This window comes from Pseudomonas cremoricolorata DSM 17059 = NBRC 16634 (genome assembly GCF_000425745.1).
GTDB lineage: Bacteria > Pseudomonadota > Gammaproteobacteria > Pseudomonadales > Pseudomonadaceae > Aquipseudomonas > Aquipseudomonas cremoricolorata.
On the sequence record NZ_AUEA01000008.1, the window covers coordinates 88804 to 110442 of the forward strand.

Consider the following 21639-nt stretch of genomic DNA (forward strand, 5'->3'; position numbering starts at 1 on the left):
GTTTTCCAAACTATGACTAGGAGGTTGTTGTGAAGAAACTCATGGCGTTTACCGTATTGTCCCTGGCCACGTCCGGTGCATTTGCCGCGACGGTTGTGGGCGGCTCTTCTTCGAGTTATGTGAAGGCGAGGGAATCAAATTTAATGGCTAACGGCACAGCGGGTATCGCAATGCCAACTACCGCCACTGGCACCGTGAACGACCAATTCGCAGTCAGTTTCAAGGCTGGCCCGATCGCCCAGACCGATAAGGTGTTGTCAGGCTATGGCACGACTTCGGCACAGCTGAAAAATCCTCAGACGAACGTCGTCACTTCCGAAACCTGGAAAAACAAGGTGGCTTACAACACTGAAGTCTATGCCTACCGCCAGATCGCCGAACCGACGCCGAATTTCCCGCAGTTCGGTGGCGAAGTGATCGCCAAGGTGTCCGGTTCGGAGGTGTACTTCGGCGAATGGGCACCGGTGAAGTCCGGCACCCAGCCAGCCAACAGCACTGACTTGAACATGTCCCATGCCAACCGCACCGTATGGTTCTCGGGTGAGAACCCGACCACCAGCATGCCGACCCTGGTCAACGCCAAGTACAACGTCGTAGGCGTGAACAAATACAATCCAGGCACGGCGGCAGGCGTTACCAGTGGGGTACTGACGGCCAACTACGGCAGCGGTTCGGGCACGCTGGCAGGCTCTGTTGGATCGGCGAACTTCAATGGCACCACCATCGCTTCCGATGGCTCGTTCAGCCGTGGCGTCGCCATCAAAGGCCAGTTCTACGGTGCCAATGCCCAAGCGCTGGCGGGTATCTACACCGTGGGTAGCACCAAGGTCGCCTTCGGCGGCGCCAGGCAGTAACGCTTGGATCAGTAACAGGGCAGGGCGCTTCGGCGCCCTGTTTTCCTATCCAACCCAAGGTTCTGGATCGACCCCATGCTGTCGCTTTCACCCATGGGCCTGGCACTGCTGGGCCTGTCGCTGCTGTGTGCCGCCGTCGCCCAGGCCGACGATGACGACACCCGCCTGCTGCTGAACAAGATCGAACAACGCGGCGAAGCCCGTGAGCGGGCCAACCGTGGCGCGCCCGATCCGGCACAGCACGATGCCTCGCTGATCACCATCGAGGGCCAGACCTACAACGTGCAGAACACCCTGCAGGATCTTGCGCCGGCCATTTACGTGTCGATCAACCTGCGTCAGTGGGGCAAAGTGCGCCAGTTCGTCGAGCGCTACCGGCAGTTGCCCGGCCACGAACCGGCGTTGGTGGAAATGGCCGAAGGCCTGTTGGCCCGTCAACAGCGCCAGCACACGCTGGCCATCGTCCACCTGCGCCGCGCCATCGAGCTCAATCCGCGGTTCGTGCGTGCGCAACTGGAGCTGGCCCGCACCCTGTTCGAAGACAACCAGACCCTTGAGGCCGAACGCCTGTTCCGCCAGGTCGCCAGTGAAGCTGTGCCCGAGGCGCTGCTCGGCGTGCTCGGTGACTACCAGCAGGCCATCGACCTGCGCCGGCAATGGCACGGATCGGCCTCGCTCGGGCTGGGCTACAACAGCAACATCAACCAGGGCAATGGCATGGTTACCCACAGCCTGGTCTGTAGCATTTTCGATGAATGTTTCGACTACGCCCGGCAAATGCCCAAGCCCAGGGCTTCAGCCAGTCTGGTCTATGACTTCACCGCCGAGCGGCGCTTTCAGCTGGCCGGCAATCACCACCTGCTGCTGCGCGGCCTGAGCTATGGCAATCAGTTCGACAAGCATGGCGAGGATGATCCTGAAACCTGGTACGACGACAACACCACGGTGCTCTACGCCGGTTACAACTACCAGAGCGTGCTCAATGACGTGTCGCTGACTCCGCTGTTCGAGAACCACTACAACGACCACCACACTAAGTACCAGGCCAGTGGCGTGCGTGGTGAATGGAAGCACAATCTCAGCGAACGCCTGCAACTGAGCGGTCAGGCGCAGTTCAAGCATTACCGCTTCCAGGGCGAACAGCGTGAGTACTTCGATGACTACGATGAACGCCAACTCGGCGCTTCGCTGTCGTACCTGCTCGATGCGCAGACCTTGCTGTTCGGTGGCCTGACCTATACCCGGCGTGAACAAAAGGCCGCGGCGTCGAGCAACCGCGAGTCGATGGTCAGCCTGGGCGCATTTCACAGTTTCGACGCCGGGCTGACCCTGAGCGTCGTGGGCTTGTACCGGCAAACCCGCTTCGATGCGGCAGATAACTTCCTCGGCGGCCGGCGCGAGGATCGCCAGCAGGTCTACATCGCCAACCTCGGCATGCCGCGCCTGGCCTTCGCTGGCGTGGTGCCGAACCTCTACGTCAAGCGCACGGTGACCGCCAGCAGCATCGACTGGGCCTACGCCTACCGGCAGACCGAGCTGGCGCTGAAATTCGAGAAGACCTTCTGAGCGGGGCAGGGTGGTGCGGGGGTTAAATCGCAGGCAAGAAAAAACCCACTAGCAAGCTAGTGGGTTTTTATATGGTGCCCAGGAGAAGACTCGAACTTCCACGACCGTTAAGTCACTGATACCTGAAACCAGCGCGTCTACCAATTCCGCCACCTGGGCACACATGTCAAGATCATCTGGCGCTTTACAGCTCTTTACAACGCCGTGCTTCTCGACTACAACGTCGGCTGTCCGTCGTTGTGGTGCGCACTATACGGACGCGTCCCAGGGCTGTAAAGCCCCCTCGCGAAAAATATTTAAAAAAGTCCAAGCCGTTGATTCCTCTCGTCTTAATCGCGCGCTGCGGTTATCGGACAGGGGCTGTCCAAGGCTGAGATTTCCAGTTTCAATAGGCCTATGCCAAACTTCTACTCTATATATACCAAGGTGAACCCCTTCTGATGGCCGATTGGCAATCCCTCGATCCCGAGGCCGCTCGCGAAGCGGATAAATACGAGAACCCCATCCCCAGCCGTGAGCTGATCCTGCAACGCCTGGCCGACCGCGGCGAACCCGCCGCCCGCGAGCAGTTGGCGGAGGAGTTCGGCCTCGAAGGGGAAGAACAGATCGAAGCCCTGCGCCGCCGCCTGCGCGCCATGGAGCGTGACGGTCAGCTCATCTACACCCGCCGTGGCACCTATGCCCCGGTAGACAAGCTCGACCTGATCTGCGGCCGCGTCTCCGGCCACCGCGACGGCTTCGGCTTCCTCATTCCCGACGACGGCAGCGACGACCTGTTCCTCAGCCCTGCGCAAATGCGCCTGGCCTTCGATGGCGACCGCGGCCTGGCCCGCGTGTCCGGCCTCGATCGCCGCGGCCGGCGTGAAGGCGTGCTGGTGGAAATCATTTCCCGCGCCCACGAAAGCGTGGTGGGCCGCTACTTCGAAGAAGGCGACATCGGTTATGTCACCCCCGACAATCCGAAGATCCAGCAGGAAGTGCTGGTCACCGCCGGGCGCAACGGCGGCGCCAAGATCGGCCAATTCGTGGAAATCAAGATCACCCACTGGCCAACTCCGCGCTTCCAGCCCCAGGGCGATGTGGTCGAAGTGATCGGTAACTACATGGCGCCGGGCATGGAAATCGACGTAGCGCTGCGCAGCTACGACATTCCCCACGTCTGGCCCAAGGATGTAATCAAGGAAGCGCGCAAGTTCCGCTCCGAAGTCGAAGAGAAAGACAAGGAAAAGCGCATCGACCTGCGCCACCTGCCGTTCGTCACCATCGACGGTGAAGACGCCCGCGACTTCGACGATGCGGTGTACTGCGAACCGCTTGGCAAGCTGCGCCTGTTCTCCGGTGGCTGGCGCCTGTACGTGGCGATTGCCGACGTATCCAGCTATGTGCGCCTGGGTTCGGCCCTGGACCACGAAGCCCAGCAGCGCGGCAACTCGGTGTACTTCCCCGAGCGTGTGGTGCCGATGCTGCCTGAGGAGCTGTCCAACGGCCTGTGCTCGTTGAACCCGCATGTCGATCGCCTGGCCATGGTCTGTGAAATGACCATGAACAAGTCTGGGCAGATGGTCGATTACCAGTTCTACGAAGGCGTCATCCACTCCCACGCACGCCTGACCTACAACAAGGTCAGCAGCATGCTCGAGCACGCCCGTACCCGTGAAGGCAAGGCGCTGCGCGAGGAATACAGCGCGGTTCTGCCCGATCTCAAACACCTGTACGCGCTGTACAAAGTGCTGCTGGCGGCCCGTCACACCCGGGGCGCGATCGACTTCGAAACCCAGGAAACCCGGATCATCTTCGGCGAAGACCGCAAGATCGACGAAATTCGTCCGACCGTGCGCAACGACGCCCACAAGATGATCGAGGAATGCATGCTGGCGGCCAACGTCGCTACCGCCGCATTCATGCAAAAACACAACGTGCCGTCGCTGTACCGCGTGCACGATGGTCCGCCACCGGAGCGCCTGGAAAAACTGCGCGCCTTCCTCGGCGAGCTGGGCTTGTCGCTGCACAAGGGCAAAGACCCATCGCCCAAGGATTACCAGGCCCTGCTGGCGAGCATTTCTGGTCGCCCGGACTTCCACCTGATCCAGACCGTCATGCTGCGCTCGTTGAGCCAGGCGGTGTACAGCGTCGAGAACAACGGCCACTTCGGCCTGAATTACGAGGCGTACACCCACTTCACCTCGCCGATTCGTCGCTACCCCGACCTGTTGGTGCACCGGGCGATTCGCAGCGTCATCCGTTCCCGCGTGGAAACCCCGCACGTCAAGCGTGCAGGCGCCATGAGCATTCCCAAGGCGCGCATCTACCCGTACGACGAAACCGCACTGGAGCAGATGGGCGAGCAATGCTCGATGACCGAGCGGCGTGCCGACGAGGCCACCCGCGATGTGGTCAACTGGCTCAAGTGCGAGTACATGCGCGACCGCGTCGGAGAAACCTTCCCCGGCGTGATCACCGCAGTCACCGGCTTCGGCCTGTTCATCGAGCTGACCGACATCTATGTCGAAGGCTTGGTGCACGTCACCGGCCTGCCGGGTGACTACTACCACTTCGACCCGGTGCACCATCGCCTGTCCGGCGAGCGCACCGGGCGCAGCTTCCGCCTTGGCGACCGCATCGAAGTCAAAGTCATGCGCGTCGACCTCGAGCAGCGCAAGATCGACTTCGAGCTGTCCGAGACCGCGGTCAACGCACCGGTCGGGCGCAAGACACGTGATGCCGCGGCACCTACCGCCGACAAGCCTGCCCAGGCTGCGCCCGAAACCGCACGCGCCAATCCCAAGCCGCGCAGCCGCAAGAGCGAAACCGCCGACGCCTACTTCCCCAAGGATGCCGTCGAGCGTAACGCCGAGGTGCGCAAGAGCCGCGAAATGAAAAAGGCGCTGATGAGCGATGCGCGCAGCAGCGGTGGCAAGTCCGAAGGCAGCAAGTCTGCCGGCAAGGGCGCCAGCAAGAGCAAACACCGTAAGGGCCCGTCCAAATCGGGCACGGCACGCAAGGGCAAGAGCACGTCATGAGTCAGTTGGAAAAGATCTACGGCGTGCACGCTGTTCAGGCGCTGCTGCAACACCATTCCAAGCGGGTCAAGCAGATCTGGTTGTCGGAGGGGCGCAGCGAGCCGCGCTTGCAGGCGTTGCTGACCTTGGCCGCAGAAAACCGCGTTGCGGTCGGCCAGGCCGAGCGCCGTGAGCTCGATACCTGGGTCGAGGGCGTGCACCAGGGCGTGGTGGCTGAAGTCAGCCCCAGCCAGGTGTGGGGCGAGGCCATGCTCGAGGAGTTGCTCGAGCGTTCTGAAACGCCGCCGCTGATTCTGGTGCTCGACGGCGTCACCGACCCGCACAACCTCGGCGCCTGCCTGCGCACCGCCGATGCCGCCGGTGCCACGGCGGTGGTGATTCCCAAGGACAAATCCGCCACCCTCACTGCAGTGGTGCGCAAGGTCGCCTGCGGCGCTGCCGAAGTGATTCCGCTGGTGGCCGTGACCAACCTGGCGCGCACCCTGGAAAAGCTCCAGCAGCGCGGACTGTGGGTGGTCGGTACGGCGGGTGAGGCCGAGCAGGAGATCTACCAGCAGGACCTCACCGGCCCACTGGTGATGATCATGGGCGCCGAAGGCCGCGGCATGCGCCGCCTGACCCGTGACCATTGCGATTTCCTGGTCAAGTTGCCGATGGCCGGCAGCGTCAGCAGCCTCAACGTGTCGGTCGCCACCGGCGTCTGCCTGTTCGAGGCGGTGCGCCAGCGGCAAGGCAAGCGCTGACAGGCACTGTTCGTGGCTGGCCCGGTGCGCCGGGTTGGCCGCGAAAAGCCTCTGGCTAGCCTTTCTGTTCAAATATTCACCAATCGCCTTGCTTGTCCCACCTGCCTTCTCTACAATTGCGCGCCTTGCCTTCAGGCCGGCATTCACCTGCCTCGCTTCAGGGCAAGCCTCACTCGTTTCATTCACTCCTTGTCTGACCAGTGTTCCTGGCAGACTACAAACCGTAAGGAGCATTCATGCGTCATTACGAAATCATCTTCCTGGTCCACCCGGATCAGAGCGAGCAAGTCGGCGGCATGGTCGAGCGTTACACCAAGCTGATCGAAGAAGATGGTGGCAAGATCCACCGTCTGGAAGACTGGGGCCGTCGTCAACTGGCCTACGCCATCAACAACGTTCACAAGGCTCACTACGTGATGCTGAACGTTGAGTGCACCGGCAAGGCCCTGGCCGAGCTGGAAGACAACTTCCGCTACAACGATGCCGTGATCCGTAACCTGGTCATCCGTCGTGACGAAGCCGTTACTGGCCCGTCCGAGATGCTCAAGGCCGAAGAGAACCGCAGCGAGCGCCGTGAGCGTCGTGAACGTCCTGAGTCTGCTGAAGGCGCCGAAGGCGACGACAGCAACGACAGCAACGACAGCGATAACGCTGACGAGTAATCCACGGACTTTTTGAGGAGCCTATTACATGGCACGTTTCTTCCGTCGTCGTAAATTCTGCCGCTTCACCGCTGAAGACGTGAAAGAGATCGACTTCAAAGATCTCAACACCCTGAAAGCTTACGTATCTGAAACCGGCAAGATCGTTCCAAGCCGTATCACCGGTACCAAAGCTCGTTATCAGCGTCAGCTGGCTACCGCTATCAAGCGCGCCCGCTTCCTGGCCCTGCTGCCCTACACCGACAGCCACGGCCGCTGAGAACGGGTCATCGACAAGTAGTAAGGGATAGGCATGCGAGCGTTAGCTGATTTCATCATGCGCGGTCGCGTGCAGGCCACGCTCGTCGTGGTCGGTTGTGCGGCCTTGTCGCTGCTGTTCTGGTTGAGTGCCGCCGCTGCGAGCCTGGTGTTCCTGCGGCGCGGTTTCAAGGATGCCTCCTCGGTCATCGGCTGGGCCCTGTTGCCCGCCCTGGCCTGGTGGGTCTTCGGCGATCCACGCACCCTTGCGGTGCTGGCGGGAACGCTGGGGATGGCGGCGCTGTTGCGCGCCGGGCACTCCTGGAACCGCGTGCTGTTGTCCAGCATCGGCCTGGGCCTGTTGTACGGAATCATCCTGGGTTCGGTGTTCCGCGAACCGATCGAAGCTCTGGCGCGAGCGCTTGAACAAGCCCTGCCGCAGATGCTCGACGGTCTCTACCAGAAGATGTCGGTAGAGGAGCGGGCGCAACTCGGTGGGATTGTCGTACCGGTGCTCACCGGGCTGATGGCAGCAGGGTTGCAGATCATCAGTGTGCTGGCCCTGATGTTGGGTCGCTACTGGCAGGCTGCACTGTACAACCCGGGTGGATTCGGCCGTGAGTTTCAGACGGTGCGTTTCACCCTGGTGCCGGCACTGGTGCTGCTGGGTTGCATGCTGTTCGGTCCGAGCCTTGGCTCTGGCCTGGCGCTGCTGACTCCGCTGTGCAGCGTGCCGCTCATGTTCGCAGGGGTTGCCCTGTTGCATGGGCTGGTGGCGCAGAAGCGACTGTCCAAATTCTGGCTGGTCGGCCTGTACGTCACCATGGTGCTGTTCATGCAGTTGACTTATCCGTTGCTCGTGGTTCTGGCCATTGTCGATAGCCTGATTGATTTTCGCGGTAGCAAGCCCCCTCAACAGGGTGACGGTGCCGCGAACGGTGAAGGTTAAAAGTTAAGAGGTTTTACCAAATGGAACTGATCCTGCTGGAAAAAGTCGCCAACCTGGGCAACCTGGGCGACAAAGTTAAAGTCAAATCCGGTTATGGCCGTAACTTCCTGCTGCCATTCGGCAAGGCTGTTAGCGCCACTGCCGCCAACCTGGCCGCGTTCGAAGAGCGTCGCGCTGAGCTGGAAAAAGCCGCTGCTGACCGTAAAGCGTCGGCTGAAAGCCGCGCTGCCCAACTGGCCGAGCTGGAAGTGACCATCACTGCCACCGCTGGCGACGAAGGCAAGCTGTTTGGTTCGATCGGTACCCACGACATCGCTGATGCCCTGACCGCCTCGGGCGTTGAAGTGGCTAAAGCTGAAGTGCGTCTGCCGAACGGCACCATTCGCCACGTTGGCGAATACGACGTAGCCGTGCACCTGCACAGCGACGTCGAAGCCACCGTTCGCGTGGTTGTCGTCGCTGCCTAAGCGCCGACCATCGGCTGGCTCCTTACCGGGCTAGCCGGTTAACATCGGGCACGCTCCTGCATTGCAGGTCGTGCCCTTTGTCGTTTTCATCACCCCAGATTTCTTGCGTGGACATGAACGAGATCAGCACCCCCGAGCAACTCGACCTGCAAACCGCCGCCCTCAAGGTGCCGCCCCATTCCATCGAGGCCGAACAGGCTGTGCTCGGTGGTCTGCTGCTGGACAACAACGCCTGGGAGCGTGTGCTGGACCAGGTCTCCGACGGGGACTTCTACCGCCATGACCACCGCCTGATCTTCCGTGCAGTGCACAAGCTGGTCGATCAGAACCAGCCGTTCGACGTGGTAACCCTGCACGAGCAGCTGGAAAAAGAAGGCCTGTCGTCGCAGGTGGGCGGCCTCGGCTACCTGGCGGAGCTGGCGAAGAACACGCCATCGGTGGCCAACATCAAGGCGTACGCGGCGATCATTCGCGAGCGCGCCACCTTGCGTCAGCTGATCAGCATCAGCACCGACATCGCCGACAACGCCTTCAACCCCCAGGGCCGCAACGCCGAGGAACTGCTCGACGACGCCGAACGGCAGATCTTCCAGATCGCCGAGGCACGGCCCAAGACCGGTGGCCCGGTGGGCGTCAACGAGCTGCTGACCAAAGCCATCGACCGTATCGACACGCTGTTCAACTCCGACAGCGACATCACCGGTATCTCCACCGGCTATACCGACCTCGACGGCAAAACCAGCGGCCTGCAGCCGGCTGACCTGATCATCGTCGCCGGGCGACCTTCGATGGGTAAGACCACCTTCGCCATGAATCTGGTGGAAAACGCGGTCCTGCGCAGCGACAAGGCGGTGCTGGTGTTCTCGCTGGAGATGCCCGGTGAATCGCTGATCATGCGGATGCTCTCGTCGCTGGGCCGCATCGACCAGACCAAGGTGCGCTCCGGTCAACTCGACGACGATGACTGGCCGCGTCTGACCTCGGCGGTCAACCTGCTCAACGACCGCAAGCTGTTCATCGACGATACCGCGGGCATCAGCCCCTCGGAAATGCGTGCCCGCACCCGCCGCCTGGCCCGCGAGCACGGCGAGATCGCCCTGATCATGGTCGACTACCTGCAGTTGATGCAGATCCCTGGCTCATCGGGTGACAACCGCACCAACGAGATTTCCGAAATCTCCCGCTCGCTCAAGGCCCTGGCCAAGGAATTCAACTGCCCTGTAGTGGCGCTGTCGCAGCTCAACCGCTCGCTGGAACAGCGCCCCAACAAGCGCCCGGTCAACTCCGACTTGCGTGAGTCGGGCGCCATCGAGCAGGACGCCGACGTGATCATGTTCGTCTACCGCGACGAGGTGTATCACCCCGAGACGGAACACAAGGGCATTGCCGAAATCATCATCGGTAAACAGCGTAACGGCCCCATCGGTTTCGTACGCCTGGCGTTCATCGGTAAGTACACGCGCTTCGAGAACCTGGCGCCGGGTAGTTACAACTTCGATGATGATGAGTAGCCCGCGCCGGTCTGGCCAATGATCCTGCCGGCTTCCAGCTGAATCACTCGGTCGAAGCGGTGCAGCGCCTGCTGGTCGTGGGTCACGCAGATCAGGCCTCGGCCTTTCAGGGAATCGAACAGCAGATCCCAGGTGCGTGTCGCTGAGTCGCCGTCAAGACCGCTGGTGGGTTCGTCGAACAGGTTGAAGTCGCCTGGGCGATTGAGGATGCGCAGCAGGGTCAGGCGCCGTGCTTCACCGCCGGAAATCGAGGTGGCCCGCGCGTCGAAGGCTAGGTCATACCAGGCCGCATCCAATCCTAGAGCCCCTAGCCAACCACTGACTTGCGATTGCTCGTGAGGCTGGTCGAACAGTACCGAGCGCGGCAGCCGTCCGGGAATGAAATGCGCACGTTGCGGGCACAGGCGCAACGCGGTGAGCTGCTGCGCAGCATCGAGCTGTGCAAGGCAGGTATTGCCCAGGAAGACGTGCTTGCGCAGCGTGTGCACGGTGCCTGCAAGCACATGCAGCAATGTCGATTTACCACAGCCGCTGGTGCCTACCAGCGCGACGCGTTCACCCTGCTCGATCACCAGCGGCTGGGTCACCTGCAATTGCAGCCCGTTACGCGAGCGCAGTTCGCAGGGCATGAGGCGCAACGCTTCGCCTTGGTCGGCGGGCCTGGGCGATGCAGTGCGGAGCTGAGCGAACCTGGGCAACTCCAGCCACTCTTGCAGTTTGCGTTTGTCGAGGCGGAACTGATCGAGCAGACGCCAGGCTTCGGCAAGTTGCGCAACGCCTGCCAGCAGTCCGCTGACCAGGGTGAATAGCGCAACCAGTTCTCCCACCGTCAAGTGCGCAGACCCGCTCGCCTGATCGCGCATGCCCCACAAAAGCAGCCCGCAGCTGCCCATGCCAATGAACAGGATGCGCAGGCTTTGCAGGCATCCGCCGCTGCTGGCCACCCGTACCGCTGCATCGGCGTAGCTTGCGAGCGTATGCCTGACGGGGGTCATCGCCGCATCTTCGGCTTGCTCGAGCTTCACGGTGGTGGCGCTGGCGAAGGTGTCGACCCATTGCTCGGCCAAGTCGTCTTCCCTAGCGTTGACCGCCTCGATATGCGGACGGCGCCAGCGTAGCAGTCGGTCGTTGAGCCATAGATACGCCAGGCTCAATGGGATCAGGCCGAGCAGTACCGTCGTGGCGCCGAGGTAGGTGAAAAGAACGATCAGCACAAGGGTTTCGGCCATGATCGGCCACGCTGTGCCGATCAGGAAATTCAACCAGCGCTCCTGGGCGGTGATGCCCCTATCCAGCACCTTGACCAGTGTTCCGCCATGGAGTTGTCCATAGGCTTCGAATCGCTTGTCCAGCAAGTTTCGGCACCAGCGGTTGGAAAGTTGCCTGACACGCTCCTGGCAGAGCCGAGCCAAGGCCCAGGCCTGCAAGGGGGTCAAACACACTTGCACGATAATCAGGCATGCGAAGGCTCCGAGCAGTTCATACGATGGCGAGACGGTCGAGAGGTTGTCGATGATGTCTGCCAATACCAGCGCGGGAATGACCGTGGCAACTTTCAGGACTAATGTGGCGCCCAGTGCGAACAGCATGGGATTGGAAAGTGGCATATAAAAAGTGTGCCTTCGCTTGTGAAACGGGTTGCGGTGCAGCGTTTACGCCAGAAAGTATTCGAATACAAGCGCCCGGGTCTCAACGCAGCAACCGCCTACGACAGGCCAATGTCATGAGTTAAAAGCGAGTGGCGCGATCAAGTTTGCTTGCAAGGAAGATGGGGTTCGTAGTTCGAGAAGGTTGCGCGATGGCCATCTCAGAACGACGACGGCCCATTGCGCGCTTATTTATAGTGGGGGTCAATGCACTGCTTGAGTGTCGTTATATTTATCATGGAGTATTCGGGGTGCTCAATGGCGCTACGTAAAGAAACAAGTAATTGATTCGTGGGAAAAGTTACCCTTGAATGAAGTATGCGTCTTACAAGATCCGCTCGATATTTCAATAAGCGAGTTCTTTCAATGACTTGAATGATTCAGAGGGTCAGGGAGGCATTACATTTGGTAAAACTTCACCGCTAACGCTGACCAAGTGACCTGCAGGGCAGCGACGACCTCGGTCACCTGCCATTCGTCCGCACGTCTGACGCCCAAGCTAAGTCCCACGCTTTTCGTCGGGTTTGCTCAAAATTTGTGCTATATTCCGCGCCCGCGATTTTCCCTGCTCTCCGAACCGGTGACTGACATGCACGCAGCCAAGCCACTCTATGACTATCCCAAGTACTGGGCCGAATGCTTCGGGCCGGCGCCGTTCCTGCCCATGAGCAGGGAGGAGATGGATCAGCTCGGCTGGGATTCGTGCGACATCATCATCGTCACCGGCGATGCCTATGTCGATCACCCCTCGTTCGGCATGGCGATCATCGGCCGTCTGCTGGAAGCCCAGGGCTTTCGCGTCGGCATCATCGCCCAGCCCAACTGGCAGTCCAAAGACGACTTCATGAAGCTCGGCGAGCCTAACCTGTTCTTCGGTGTCGCCGCCGGCAACATGGACTCGATGATCAACCGCTACACCGCCGACAAGAAGGTCCGCTCCGACGACGCCTATACGCCGGGCGGCCTGGCCGGCAAGCGCCCTGACCGCGCCAGCCTGGTGTATAGCCAGCGCTGCAAGGAAGCCTACAAGCACGTGCCGATCGTGCTCGGCGGCATCGAGGCGTCGTTGCGCCGCATCGCGCACTACGACTATTGGCAGGACAAGGTCCGCCACTCGATCCTGATCGACGCCTGCGCCGATATCCTGCTGTTCGGCAACGCCGAGCGGGCGGTGGTAGAGGTGGCCCAGCGGCTGTCCCAAGGCGAGTCGATCGAGCGCATCACCGATATCCGCGGCACCGCCTTCGTGCGTCGCGATACGCCGCAGGGCTGGTATGAAATCGATTCCACGCGCATTGACCGTCCGGGCAAGGTCGACAAGATCATCAACCCCTACGTGAACACGCAGGACACTGCGGCGTGTGCCATCGAGCAGGCGAAGGGCGAGGTGGACGACCCCAACGAAGCCAAGGTCGTGCAGATTCTCGACAGCCCAGGCATGACTCGCGACAAGTCGGTCATCCGCCTGCCATCGTTCGAAAAGGTCCGCGGTGATTCGGTGCTGTATGCCCACGCCAACCGTGTGCTGCACCTTGAAACCAACCCCGGCAACGCCCGTGCGTTGGTGCAGAAGCACGGCGAAGTCGATGTCTGGTTCAACCCGCCGCCCATTCCGATGACCACTGAGGAAATGGACTACGTGTTCGGCATGCCGTACGCCCGTGTGCCGCACCCGGCGTATGGCAAGGAGCGCATTCCGGCGTACGAGATGATCCGCTTCTCGGTCAACATCATGCGTGGCTGTTTCGGTGGCTGTACCTTCTGCTCGATCACCGAGCACGAAGGGCGGATCATCCAGAACCGCTCCCACGACTCGATCATCCGCGAGATCGAGGAAATGCGCGACAAGGTGCCCGGCTTCACCGGTGTGGTCTCTGACCTCGGCGGGCCGACGGCCAACATGTACCGCATCGCCTGCAAGAGCCACGACATCGAGAAGCACTGCCGCAAGCCATCGTGCGTGTTCCCCGGCATCTGCGAGAACCTCAACACCGACCACAGCTCGCTGATCGAGCTGTACCGCAAGGCGCGCGCGTTGCCGGGGGTGAAGAAGATCCTCATCGCCTCGGGCCTGCGCTACGACCTGGCGGTGGAATCGCCCGAATACGTCAAGGAGCTGGTCACCCACCACGTGGGCGGTTATCTGAAGATTGCCCCGGAGCACACCGAGCGTGGTCCGCTGGACAAGATGATGAAGCCGGGTATCGGTTCCTACGACCGCTTCAAGCGCATGTTCGAGAAGTATTCGAAAGAGGCGGGCAAGGAGCAGTACCTGATTCCGTACTTCATCGCCGCCCACCCCGGCACCACCGATGAAGACATGATGAACCTGGCGCTGTGGCTCAAGGGCAACGGTTTCCGTGCCGACCAGGTGCAGGCGTTCTATCCCTCGCCCATGGCCTCGGCCACGGCCATGTACCACTCCGGCAAGAACCCGCTGCGCAAGGTCACCTACAAGAGCGAGGGCGTGGAGATCGTCAAGAGCGACGAGCAGCGCCGTCTGCACAAGGCATTCCTGCGCTACCACGATCCGAAGGGCTGGCCGATGCTGCGCGAGGCGCTGGAGCGCATGGGCCGCGCCGACCTGATCGGCCCTGGCAAGCACCAACTGATTCCGCTGCATCAACCGCAGAGCGACACCTACCAGAGTGCGCGGCGCAAGAACTCGACGCCGGCGGGCAGCCACAAGGTGGCCAAGGAACAGAAGATTCTCACCCAGCACTCCGGCCTGCCACCGCGCGCCAGTGACGGCAGCAAGCCGTGGGACAAGCGCGAGAAAGCCAAGGCCGAGGCCTTCGCCCGTAACCAGCAGGCGGCCAAGGAGCGCAAGGAAGCGGCCAAGGGCGGCAAGCCCGGCAAGAAGCCGCGCCAGCCGGTGATTCCGCGCTAAGCGACAACGACACACGGGGGCCGCAAGGGCCCCCGTGGTGTATCTGCGGGTTGATCAACGAAGACCACAACCGAGCCCATCACTCGGGTCGGGCGAATTCGCACACGGCGGCGCCACTGGCGCCACAGGCGTAGGCGGCGAGCATGCCGCGCATCAAGCTACCAAGGGACATTGCAATTACTCCTAAATGAGCGGTTGTCCCATCGTCTATCAAGGGTGCATCATGCGCACTTGAATTAGTTGTATACAATCTATTGAACAATTCTACTGACTGCCCCCTTGACGCCGTGCTTGATCCACGTCAGCGCCATAGGCGACTAAACCGGGCAGTCTCGCAACGAACTACCCTGCCAAGGAGATTCATGATGTTTGCGAAAGCCGTAGCGGTAACCCTGCTGACCCTCGCCAGCGCCTCAGTGTTCGCCGCCGAGTGCTCGGTGACCGTCGACTCCACCGACCAGATGTCCTACGACACCAAGGAATTCACCGTCGACAAGAGCTGCAAGGAGTTCACCGTCAAGCTGACCCACTCCGGCAACCTGCCGAAGAACGTGATGGGCCATAACCTGGTGATCACCAAGACTGCCGACATGCAGAGCGTCGCCACCGAAGGCATGAGCCAGGGCGAAGCCAACGACTACATCAAGGCCGACAACGCCGCGATCATCGCCCACACCAAGCTGATCGGCGCGCCCGAGAAAGAAACCGAGGTGAAGTTCGACACCTCGAAGCTTGAAGCTGGCGGCGACTACAGCTTCTTCTGCACCTTCCCAGGCCACATCGCGATGATGAAAGGCAAGGTGGTGGTCAAGTAAGTCACGCCACACCGTCAAGCCAAGAGCGCCCCTGCGGCGCTCTTTTTCTGTGCGCATCGTAAAACCCGGCAAGCGAACGGGCGCAGAACCGTTTGCACAGTGCCATCATTGTTAAGATAATCGTTCTCATTCGCAAATTTGTGGCGGCGCTGTGCAGCCGGGATGGGATGGTCGATGAGCAACGGGCAGCACAAGGCACAGTTCAGCGCCCTGTATGACGCGCACAACTCGTGGCTCAAGCGTTGGCTGTTCCGTCGCCTGGGCTGTCGGGAAGTGGCGGCGGATCTGGCCCAGGACACCTTCGTCAGGATTTTGAGCAAAGGCCTGGCGCCGCAGGTCGAGCGCCCGCGGGCACTGCTTTCGACCATTGCCCATGGCCTGTTCGTCAATCTTTTGCGGCGGCGTCAGCTGGAGGCCAGTTACCTCGAGGCCCTGGCAAGCCTGCCTGAAACGCTGGCGCCTTCGGCCGAGGAGCGCTGGCAGTTGTTCGAAGCCTTGCAGGCCATCGATGCGCTGCTCGATGGCCTGCCGGCGCGGGTGCGCACGGCCTTTCTCTGGTCGCAGCTCGAAGGCCTGAGCCACCAGCAGATCGCCGAGCGCCTGAACGTCTCGAAAAGCTCGGTACGCCAGTACATCGCCCGCGCCTTGCTGCACTGCATGAGCGCTGCCGAAGGGCCGGGTCGATGAGCCGGAGCGCAGGCAAAGCCCTGGCGCAACGCCAGGCCGCCGACTGGTTCGCGCTGTTGTCATCCGGCGACGCCAGTGCCAGCGACCATCGTCAGTGGGGTGTCTGGCGGGCTGCGGCGCCTGAGCATGAAGCGGCGTGGCAGCAGGTCGAGGCGCTGCTCAGCCGTTTCCAGGGACTGCCGCCGGCGCTGGCCCAGAGCACCTTGCTGACCCCAGCGCTGGACCGCCGCGCCGCGCTCAAGCTGCTCGCGGCCTTGCTGGCAGTCGGCGGCGCTGCCGCTGCCGGAGTGCGCAGCGACTTTTATCAACAGACCTTCGCCGAGTTTTCCACCGGCACTGGCCAGCGCCGTCAGTGGACCTTGGCCGACGGCACGCAATTGCACCTCAACGCCCGCAGCGCCGCCGAGGCCGCTTTCGATCACGGGCAACGCCATCTCCGCTTGCACGGCGGCGACTTCCTGATTGACACAGCGCCCTGGCCCGCGCACCCGCAGCGGCCACTGCAGGTCGACACCACCCAGGCGCAACTGCGGGCTGAAGCTGCGCGTTTCGTGGTCAGCCAGCATCAGGCACAGGTGCAGATTTCCGTGTTGCATGGCGCATTGCAGGTCAAGCCGACGAGTGCGCCGTGGGTACGCCTGCTCGCCGGGCAAGCGCTGCTGCTGCAGCCAGGCAGGGCGGCGGTGCCCATGGCGCTGGACGCGCATGTCGCGGCCTGGCAGCAGGGGCTGGTGTTTGCCGATGGCCTGCCGTTGCGCCAGTACCTGACGCAACTGGCCGCGTACCGCGCAGGGGTGTTGTCGTGCGATGAGGCGGCGGGTCGGCTGCGGATTTCCGGAGTTTTCGCCCTGGCGCACAGCGATCGACTGCTGGCGCAACTGCCGGACATTCTGCCGGTGCGCGTGCGGTATTTTTCCCGTTACTGGGTCAGGGTCGAGGCGCTGGCCTGAGGCGATTGAAAAAAATCTCACAAACACCTGACACTTTTCACCGTTCGATTGGCATTCACAGTGCGACTCACTCAATGGAGCACTTGCGGTGACTACCCCTTTCGAACCCCGTTCCAGCTGGCTTACCCCTCTGGCCCCTCTGACTCCTCTGACCCGTGGCCTGGTGGCCTGCATGGCCTTTTGGCTGCCCCTCGATACCGTGCGCGCGGCGCCCGCCGGCGCTGACAGCAACCCGCTGCAGCGCCTCGACCTGCGCGGCGGTCCGCTCAATCAGGTGCTCAGCGACTTCGCCGCCGCCAAGGGCATCACGCTGATCTATGACACGCGCCTCACCGAGGGCCTGCGCAGCCCTGGGCTGCACGGCCAGTACGGAGTGCTGGAGGGTTTCTCCACCTTGTTGCGCGGCACCGGCCTGGAACTGGTCGGCGACGGCCAGGATTTCCAACTGCAGCGACGTGCAGCCACCACCCTGGAAGACACCCAGGTGCAGGACAGCCGCCTCGAGCTGGGCAGCACCACCGAGCACAGCGGCTCGTACACCACCGGCAGCATGGCGGTGGCCACGCGCCTGCCGTTGTCGCTTCGCCAGACGCCGCAGTCGGTCAGCGTGGTGACCCGCAAGCGCATGGATGACCAAGGCATGACCCGCCTGGAGGATGCGCTCGAGCAGGTGACCGGGGTCAACGTGATGTACGAGGGCGCCGATCAGGTGCGCTTCTATTCGCGCGGTTTTGCCATGGACAACCTGCAGGAAAACGGCACCAGTTCATCGTTTCAGAACAGCGTGCCGGGCATGGGCTCGGCCGAAGCCTCCAGCGATTCACCGGACATGGCCTTGTACGACCGCGTCGAGGTGCTGCGCGGCGCCTCGGGCCTGACCCAGGGCACCGGCGAGCCGGGCGGCACGGTGAACCTGGTGCGCAAGGCGCCGACGCCAACCTTGCAGGCCTCGGCCAGCCTTGGCGCCGGCTCCTGGGACAGCTACCGCAACGAGATCGACGTCTCCGGCCCGCTGAACGCCGAAGGTTCCCTGCGCGGCCGTTTGGTGACGGTGTACCAGGACAAACAGTCGTTCGTCGATCACGTTGGCGGTGACCGCCAGGTGCTGTTCGGCACCCTGGCCTATGACCTGACCCCCAGCACCACCCTCACCAGCGGTTACACCTGGCAGAAGTCGCACATCGTGCCCAACCTGTACGGCGTGCCGATGTCCACCGACTTCAGCAGCCTGCCGCTGTCGCGCTCGACCTTCCTAGGCGCCAGCTGGAACGCCATGACCTTCGAAAAGAACAACGCCTTCGCCCAGATCGAACATCACCTCGACGACAACTGGAAGCTCGACGGCTCGCTGAACTACACCAGCACCCACGGCGACGGCCAGTTCATCGGGGTGTTCGGCAATGGTGTGGCGGGGGTGGGAAGTGATGGTCTGGCGCGTCTGAACAACGTCATTCGCCGTGACAATGAGGGCGATCAATACGCCGCCAATCTCAACCTCACCGGCGATTTCCCACTGTTTGCCCGGCGCCATGAACTGGTGCTGGGCGGCGATTATCAGAAAGAGCACTACGACAACCGCGTTGGCATCCTGGCCAACACCGCGCAGGTCGACGTCTACAGCTTCGACCCCTCGAGCCTGGACAAGCCAGAGGTGGCCTACCGCAACCGCTACCGCTACGACAATTACCAGCGCGCGCTGTATGCGGCGAGCCGGTTCAACCTCAGTGATGACCTCAAGCTGATTCTTGGCAGCCGCTACAGCAGCTTCTATTTCAATGGCCGCTTCCTCAACCTCGGCACCGGCAACGAGCCGCGCTCACCGTACCGCGAGGACGGCAAGCTCACGCCCTACGGCGGCCTGGTGTGGGATCTGAGCGACAACGTCTCGTGGTACGCCAGCTACACCAGCATCTTCAAGCCACAGAACGTGGTCGATGAAGGCAACTCGCCGCTCAAGCCCATCGTCGGCGCCAACTACGAAACCGGCCTCAAGGGCAGCTACTTCGACGGCGGACTCAACCTCTCGGCCGCGGTGTTTCGCATCCTTCAGGAAAACCGCGCGATCGATAACGGCAACCCGTCGTGCGTCGACAACTGCTACGAGGCAGCCGGCAAGGTGCGCAGCCAAGGCCTGGAGCTGGAGGCGTCCGGGGCGCTGAGCGAGCGCTGGCAAGTGTTCGCCGGCTACACCTTCACCCGCAGCGAGTACCGCGACGACGTCTCGAGCACGATCAAGGCCGGCGACCCGTACGGCCAGTGGTTCCCCAAGCACCTGCTGCGGGTCTACACCGACTACCGCCTGGCTGCCGGCGGCGATCGCTGGAGCATCGGTGGCGGGCTGACCAGCCAGAGCAGCACCGATACCACTCGCGACATGTACCAGGGCGGCTACACCTTATTCAGCGCCAACCTCGCCTACCGCGTCGATGCCCACACCAGCATCAGCCTGGTGGGCAACAACCTGACCGACAAGACCTACTACCTCCCGGTCTCCAACCGTCATCGCGGCGGCAACAACTTCTACGGCGAGCCGCGCAACGCCATGCTCACGGTGAAGTGGACGTACTGATGCCAGTGCACGCTCAAGGCGCGAACGGCAGCTCGCGCTTGTGCTGGGTCTTGCGGTAGGTGGCGACGATGATGTCGAAGGCTTCCTGGCTCACAGATTCGCCGTGCAGGAAGGCGTCGATCTGCTGGTAGGTCACGCCGTGGGAGGCTTCATCCGGCTTGCCGGGGGCGAGGTCTTCGAGGTCGGCGGTCGGCACTTTTTCCACCAGCGCCTCTGGCGCGCCGAAGCGTCGGGCGATGCTGCGCACCTGGTTTTTCACCAGGCCAGTGAGCGGCGCGAGGTCGCAGGCGCCGTCGCCGAATTTGGTGAAGAAGCCCATCACCGCTTCGGCGGCATGGTCGGTGCCGATGACCAGGCCGCCGCGAGCGCCGGCGATGGTGTACTGGGCCACCATGCGCATGCGCGCCTTGGTGTTGCCGAGCACGAAATCCACGTGTGCCGGGGTGCCCTCGGCCAGTGCCTGGACACTTCCGGCAAGGCCGCGCACCGCGGGGGCGATGTCGACGGTGTGCACTTCATCGGCCTTGATCACCTCAAGGCACGCCTGGGCGTCGTGTTCGTCCTGCTGCACCTGGTAGGGCAGGCGCACGGCGATGAAGCGGTAGGCGTCATCGCCGGTCTCCTTGCGCAGTTCGCTGACCGCGCGTTGCGCGAGCAGCGCGGCGGTGAGCGAATCGACGCCGCCGCTGATGCCCAGCACCAAGGTTTTCAGGTGGGCATTGGCCAGGCACTGCTTGATGAAGGCCACGCGCCGGGCGATTTCGCCATCGAGTGCGGCGGTGTCGGCGAACGGCGGCTGAACATTGAGTTGCTGAGCGATTTGTTGCTGAACGGCGTGCATCGGTCACCCCTTGTGCGGAACATTGAAGACATGACGCAGGTAATTGACGAAGTTGGCATCGCGGCACTGGGTCTTGGCCGCCTCGTCGGAGATTTTCGCCACCGGCGAGCCGTTGCAGTCGGTCATCTTCAGCACGATGCTCATCGGCGCCACGCCCGGCAGGTCGCAGGTGAGGTTGGTGCCGATGCCGAAGCTGACGTTGATCCGCCCGCGCAGGGTGCGGAAAATCTGCAACGCCCGCGGCAGGTCGAGGCCGTCGGAGAACACCAGGGTCTTGGTCATCGGGTCGATGCCCAGCGCCCGATAGTGCGCCACCGCCTTCTCGGCCCAGACGATCGGATCGCCCGAGTCGTGGCGCAGGCCATCGAACAGCTTGGCGAAGAACAGATCGAAATCGCTGACGAAGGCATCCATGGTGATGCAGTCGGTCAGGGCGATGCCCAGCACCCCACGGTACTCGCGTACCCAGCAGTCCAGCGCCGCGGCCTGGCTGTCGATCAGCCGCGGGCCGAGCTGCTGGTGCGCCATGAACCATTCATGGGCCATGGTGCCTAGCGGTTTGACATCCAACTTCCACGCCAGGTCGACGTTGCTGGTGCCGACGAAGCGCGCCGGGAAGTCATCGCGCAGGATTTTCACCACTTCGCCCTGTACCTGGCTGGAGAAGCGCCGCCGGGTGCCGAAGTCGGCCACCTGCAACTCGGCCAGCTCGTCGCTGCTGGCGTTCTGGCGCAGCCAGTCGAACTTGCGCAGCAGTTGTTCGCGGGCCTGCTCGAGGCGCATGTCGGGGTGCAGGTGGCGATTGCGCACCTCGCTGATGATCGCCAGCAGCGGCACTTCGAAGAGAATCACATGCAGCCACGGGCCGCGGATGCGCAGGCTCAGCTGATCGTTGTCGATGCCTATGTGCAGGTAGCGCAGGTTGAAGCGGAACAGCCCGAGAAAACGCAGGAAGTCGGGCTTGAGAAAGCTGATGCGCTCAAGAAAGCCCAGTTGCCCCTCGTCGAGGGTGAGGTCGGCGAGCTGCTCGATCTGCCGGCGAATTTCCCCAAGATAAGGGCGCAGGTCCTCGCCATTGCGGCAGCGGAATTCCCACTCGACGTCGGCGTCCGGGTAGTTGTGCAGCACCGCCTGCATCATGGTCAGCTTGTAGAAATCGGTGTCGAGCAGGTTATGCACGATGCGCTGGGAAAATGCGCTCTCGCTCATTGAGGGGCTCCAGGTCGGCGGCG

The 21639-nt window shown here is 62.3% G+C and carries 17 protein-coding genes and 1 tRNA gene; 14 read left to right on the top strand and 4 right to left on the bottom strand.

The features are described 5' to 3' along the window. Positions 1 to 29 precede the first annotated feature (29 nt). Positions 30 to 854 carry a Slam-dependent surface lipoprotein gene (locus H618_RS0110520; RefSeq protein ID WP_028695032.1) on the top strand — a complete coding sequence of 275 codons (825 nt, stop codon included), beginning with the start codon at positions 30 to 32 and terminating at the stop codon, positions 852 to 854. Between the two features lie 75 nt (positions 855 to 929). Continuing rightward, positions 930 to 2420, top strand: coding sequence for a surface lipoprotein assembly modifier (locus tag H618_RS0110525; RefSeq protein ID WP_028695033.1), 1491 nt, complete (start codon positions 930 to 932; stop codon positions 2418 to 2420). Positions 2421 to 2492: 72 nt separating this feature from the next. On the opposite strand, the gene H618_RS0110530 is transcribed toward H618_RS0110525, so the two are convergent. Further along, positions 2493 to 2579, bottom strand: a tRNA-Leu gene (locus H618_RS0110530). A 281-nt stretch (positions 2580 to 2860) separates the two neighbouring features. Between H618_RS0110530 and rnr the strand changes: the two genes are divergently transcribed. From rnr to dnaB, 7 genes are all read left to right on the top strand, one after another. Further along, positions 2861 to 5440, top strand: a complete 2580-nt coding sequence (gene rnr, locus H618_RS0110535) for a ribonuclease R (RefSeq protein WP_028695034.1) — start codon at positions 2861 to 2863, stop codon at positions 5438 to 5440. Next, positions 5437 to 6183: a 23S rRNA (guanosine(2251)-2'-O)-methyltransferase RlmB gene (gene rlmB, locus H618_RS0110540; protein WP_028695035.1), complete on the top strand. Its 747-nt coding sequence runs from the start codon at positions 5437 to 5439 to the stop codon at positions 6181 to 6183. Before rnr ends, rlmB begins: the two co-directional genes overlap by 4 nt. Before the next feature lie 236 nt (positions 6184 to 6419). After that, positions 6420 to 6845 carry a 30S ribosomal protein S6 gene (gene rpsF / locus H618_RS0110545; protein ID WP_028695036.1) on the top strand — a complete coding sequence of 142 codons (426 nt, stop codon included), beginning with the start codon at positions 6420 to 6422 and terminating at the stop codon, positions 6843 to 6845. A 28-nt stretch (positions 6846 to 6873) separates the two neighbouring features. Further along, on the top strand, positions 6874 to 7104 hold the full coding sequence (gene rpsR / locus H618_RS0110550) for a 30S ribosomal protein S18 (protein ID WP_003249563.1): 231 nt from the start codon (positions 6874 to 6876) through the stop codon (positions 7102 to 7104). Positions 7105 to 7137: 33 nt separating this feature from the next. Continuing rightward, complete coding sequence (locus H618_RS0110555) at positions 7138 to 8031, top strand: YybS family protein (RefSeq protein WP_028695037.1); 894 nt, start codon at positions 7138 to 7140, stop codon at positions 8029 to 8031. 20 nt (positions 8032 to 8051) lie between these two features. Continuing rightward, a complete protein-coding gene (rplI, locus tag H618_RS0110560; RefSeq protein WP_028695038.1) occupies positions 8052 to 8498 on the top strand; it encodes a 50S ribosomal protein L9 in 447 nt (148 codons plus the stop codon). Between the two features lie 113 nt (positions 8499 to 8611). Beyond that, complete coding sequence (dnaB, locus tag H618_RS0110565) at positions 8612 to 10009, top strand: replicative DNA helicase (RefSeq protein WP_028695039.1); 1398 nt, start codon at positions 8612 to 8614, stop codon at positions 10007 to 10009. Here the strand turns inward: dnaB and H618_RS21560 are convergent. Continuing rightward, on the bottom strand, positions 9985 to 11616 hold the full coding sequence (locus tag H618_RS21560; RefSeq protein WP_050577284.1) for an ATP-binding cassette domain-containing protein: 1632 nt from the start codon (positions 11614 to 11616) through the stop codon (positions 9985 to 9987). The genes dnaB and H618_RS21560 overlap by 25 nt on opposite strands. Positions 11617 to 12244: 628 nt before the next feature. On the opposite strand from H618_RS21560, the gene H618_RS0110575 reads away from it, so the two are divergent. The 5 genes from H618_RS0110575 (at position 12245) to H618_RS0110600 (ending at position 19566) form a co-directional block, all read left to right on the top strand. Then, positions 12245 to 14545 (top strand): YgiQ family radical SAM protein, encoded by a 2301-nt coding sequence (locus H618_RS0110575; RefSeq protein ID WP_028695040.1) that lies wholly within the window; start codon positions 12245 to 12247, stop codon positions 14543 to 14545. A gap of 365 nt (positions 14546 to 14910) precedes the next feature. Then, complete coding sequence (gene azu, locus H618_RS0110585) at positions 14911 to 15360, top strand: azurin (protein WP_028695041.1); 450 nt, start codon at positions 14911 to 14913, stop codon at positions 15358 to 15360. A gap of 174 nt (positions 15361 to 15534) precedes the next feature. Further along, the gene (locus H618_RS0110590; protein ID WP_154660647.1) at positions 15535 to 16047 is read left to right on the top strand and encodes a sigma-70 family RNA polymerase sigma factor; all 513 of its coding nucleotides are present in this window, start codon (positions 15535 to 15537) and stop codon (positions 16045 to 16047) included. Further along, on the top strand, positions 16044 to 16997 hold the full coding sequence (locus tag H618_RS21565) for a FecR domain-containing protein (protein WP_050577285.1): 954 nt from the start codon (positions 16044 to 16046) through the stop codon (positions 16995 to 16997). Before H618_RS0110590 ends, H618_RS21565 begins: the two co-directional genes overlap by 4 nt. Positions 16998 to 17169: 172 nt before the next feature. Next, the gene (locus H618_RS0110600; RefSeq protein ID WP_081673756.1) at positions 17170 to 19566 is read left to right on the top strand and encodes a TonB-dependent siderophore receptor; all 2397 of its coding nucleotides are present in this window, start codon (positions 17170 to 17172) and stop codon (positions 19564 to 19566) included. Between the two features lie 13 nt (positions 19567 to 19579). Here H618_RS0110600 and nadE read toward each other — a convergent pair whose 3' ends face one another. Both nadE and pncB read right to left on the bottom strand, forming a co-directional pair. After that, positions 19580 to 20407 carry an ammonia-dependent NAD(+) synthetase gene (gene nadE / locus H618_RS0110605; RefSeq protein WP_028695044.1) on the bottom strand — a complete coding sequence of 276 codons (828 nt, stop codon included), beginning with the start codon at positions 20405 to 20407 and terminating at the stop codon, positions 19580 to 19582. A gap of 3 nt (positions 20408 to 20410) precedes the next feature. Next, the gene (gene pncB / locus H618_RS0110610) at positions 20411 to 21616 is read right to left on the bottom strand and encodes a nicotinate phosphoribosyltransferase (RefSeq protein WP_028695045.1); all 1206 of its coding nucleotides are present in this window, start codon (positions 21614 to 21616) and stop codon (positions 20411 to 20413) included. Between the last annotated feature and the right edge of the window lie 23 nt (positions 21617 to 21639).

What these genes read in the sequence shown, in the direction of transcription:
- nadE (WP_028695044.1), bottom strand. Translation starts at nt 20,407, where the DNA reads ATGCACGCCGTTCAGCAACAAATCGCTCAGCAACTCAATGTTCAGCCG.
- azu (WP_028695041.1), top strand. Translation starts at nt 14,911, where the DNA reads ATGTTTGCGAAAGCCGTAGCGGTAACCCTGCTGACCCTCGCCAGCGCC.
- rpsR (WP_003249563.1), top strand. Translation starts at nt 6,874, where the DNA reads ATGGCACGTTTCTTCCGTCGTCGTAAATTCTGCCGCTTCACCGCTGAA.
- H618_RS0110600 (WP_081673756.1), top strand. Translation starts at nt 17,170, where the DNA reads ATGGCCTTTTGGCTGCCCCTCGATACCGTGCGCGCGGCGCCCGCCGGC.
- rpsF (WP_028695036.1), top strand. Translation starts at nt 6,420, where the DNA reads ATGCGTCATTACGAAATCATCTTCCTGGTCCACCCGGATCAGAGCGAG.
- dnaB (WP_028695039.1), top strand. Translation starts at nt 8,612, where the DNA reads ATGAACGAGATCAGCACCCCCGAGCAACTCGACCTGCAAACCGCCGCC.
- H618_RS0110590 (WP_154660647.1), top strand. Translation starts at nt 15,535, where the DNA reads ATGAGCAACGGGCAGCACAAGGCACAGTTCAGCGCCCTGTATGACGCG.
- pncB (WP_028695045.1), bottom strand. Translation starts at nt 21,616, where the DNA reads ATGAGCGAGAGCGCATTTTCCCAGCGCATCGTGCATAACCTGCTCGAC.
- H618_RS0110555 (WP_028695037.1), top strand. Translation starts at nt 7,138, where the DNA reads ATGCGAGCGTTAGCTGATTTCATCATGCGCGGTCGCGTGCAGGCCACG.
- H618_RS0110525 (WP_028695033.1), top strand. Translation starts at nt 930, where the DNA reads ATGCTGTCGCTTTCACCCATGGGCCTGGCACTGCTGGGCCTGTCGCTG.
- rlmB (WP_028695035.1), top strand. Translation starts at nt 5,437, where the DNA reads ATGAGTCAGTTGGAAAAGATCTACGGCGTGCACGCTGTTCAGGCGCTG.
- H618_RS21565 (WP_050577285.1), top strand. Translation starts at nt 16,044, where the DNA reads ATGAGCCGGAGCGCAGGCAAAGCCCTGGCGCAACGCCAGGCCGCCGAC.
- H618_RS21560 (WP_050577284.1), bottom strand. Translation starts at nt 11,616, where the DNA reads ATGCCACTTTCCAATCCCATGCTGTTCGCACTGGGCGCCACATTAGTC.
- rplI (WP_028695038.1), top strand. Translation starts at nt 8,052, where the DNA reads ATGGAACTGATCCTGCTGGAAAAAGTCGCCAACCTGGGCAACCTGGGC.
- rnr (WP_028695034.1), top strand. Translation starts at nt 2,861, where the DNA reads ATGGCCGATTGGCAATCCCTCGATCCCGAGGCCGCTCGCGAAGCGGAT.
- H618_RS0110575 (WP_028695040.1), top strand. Translation starts at nt 12,245, where the DNA reads ATGCACGCAGCCAAGCCACTCTATGACTATCCCAAGTACTGGGCCGAA.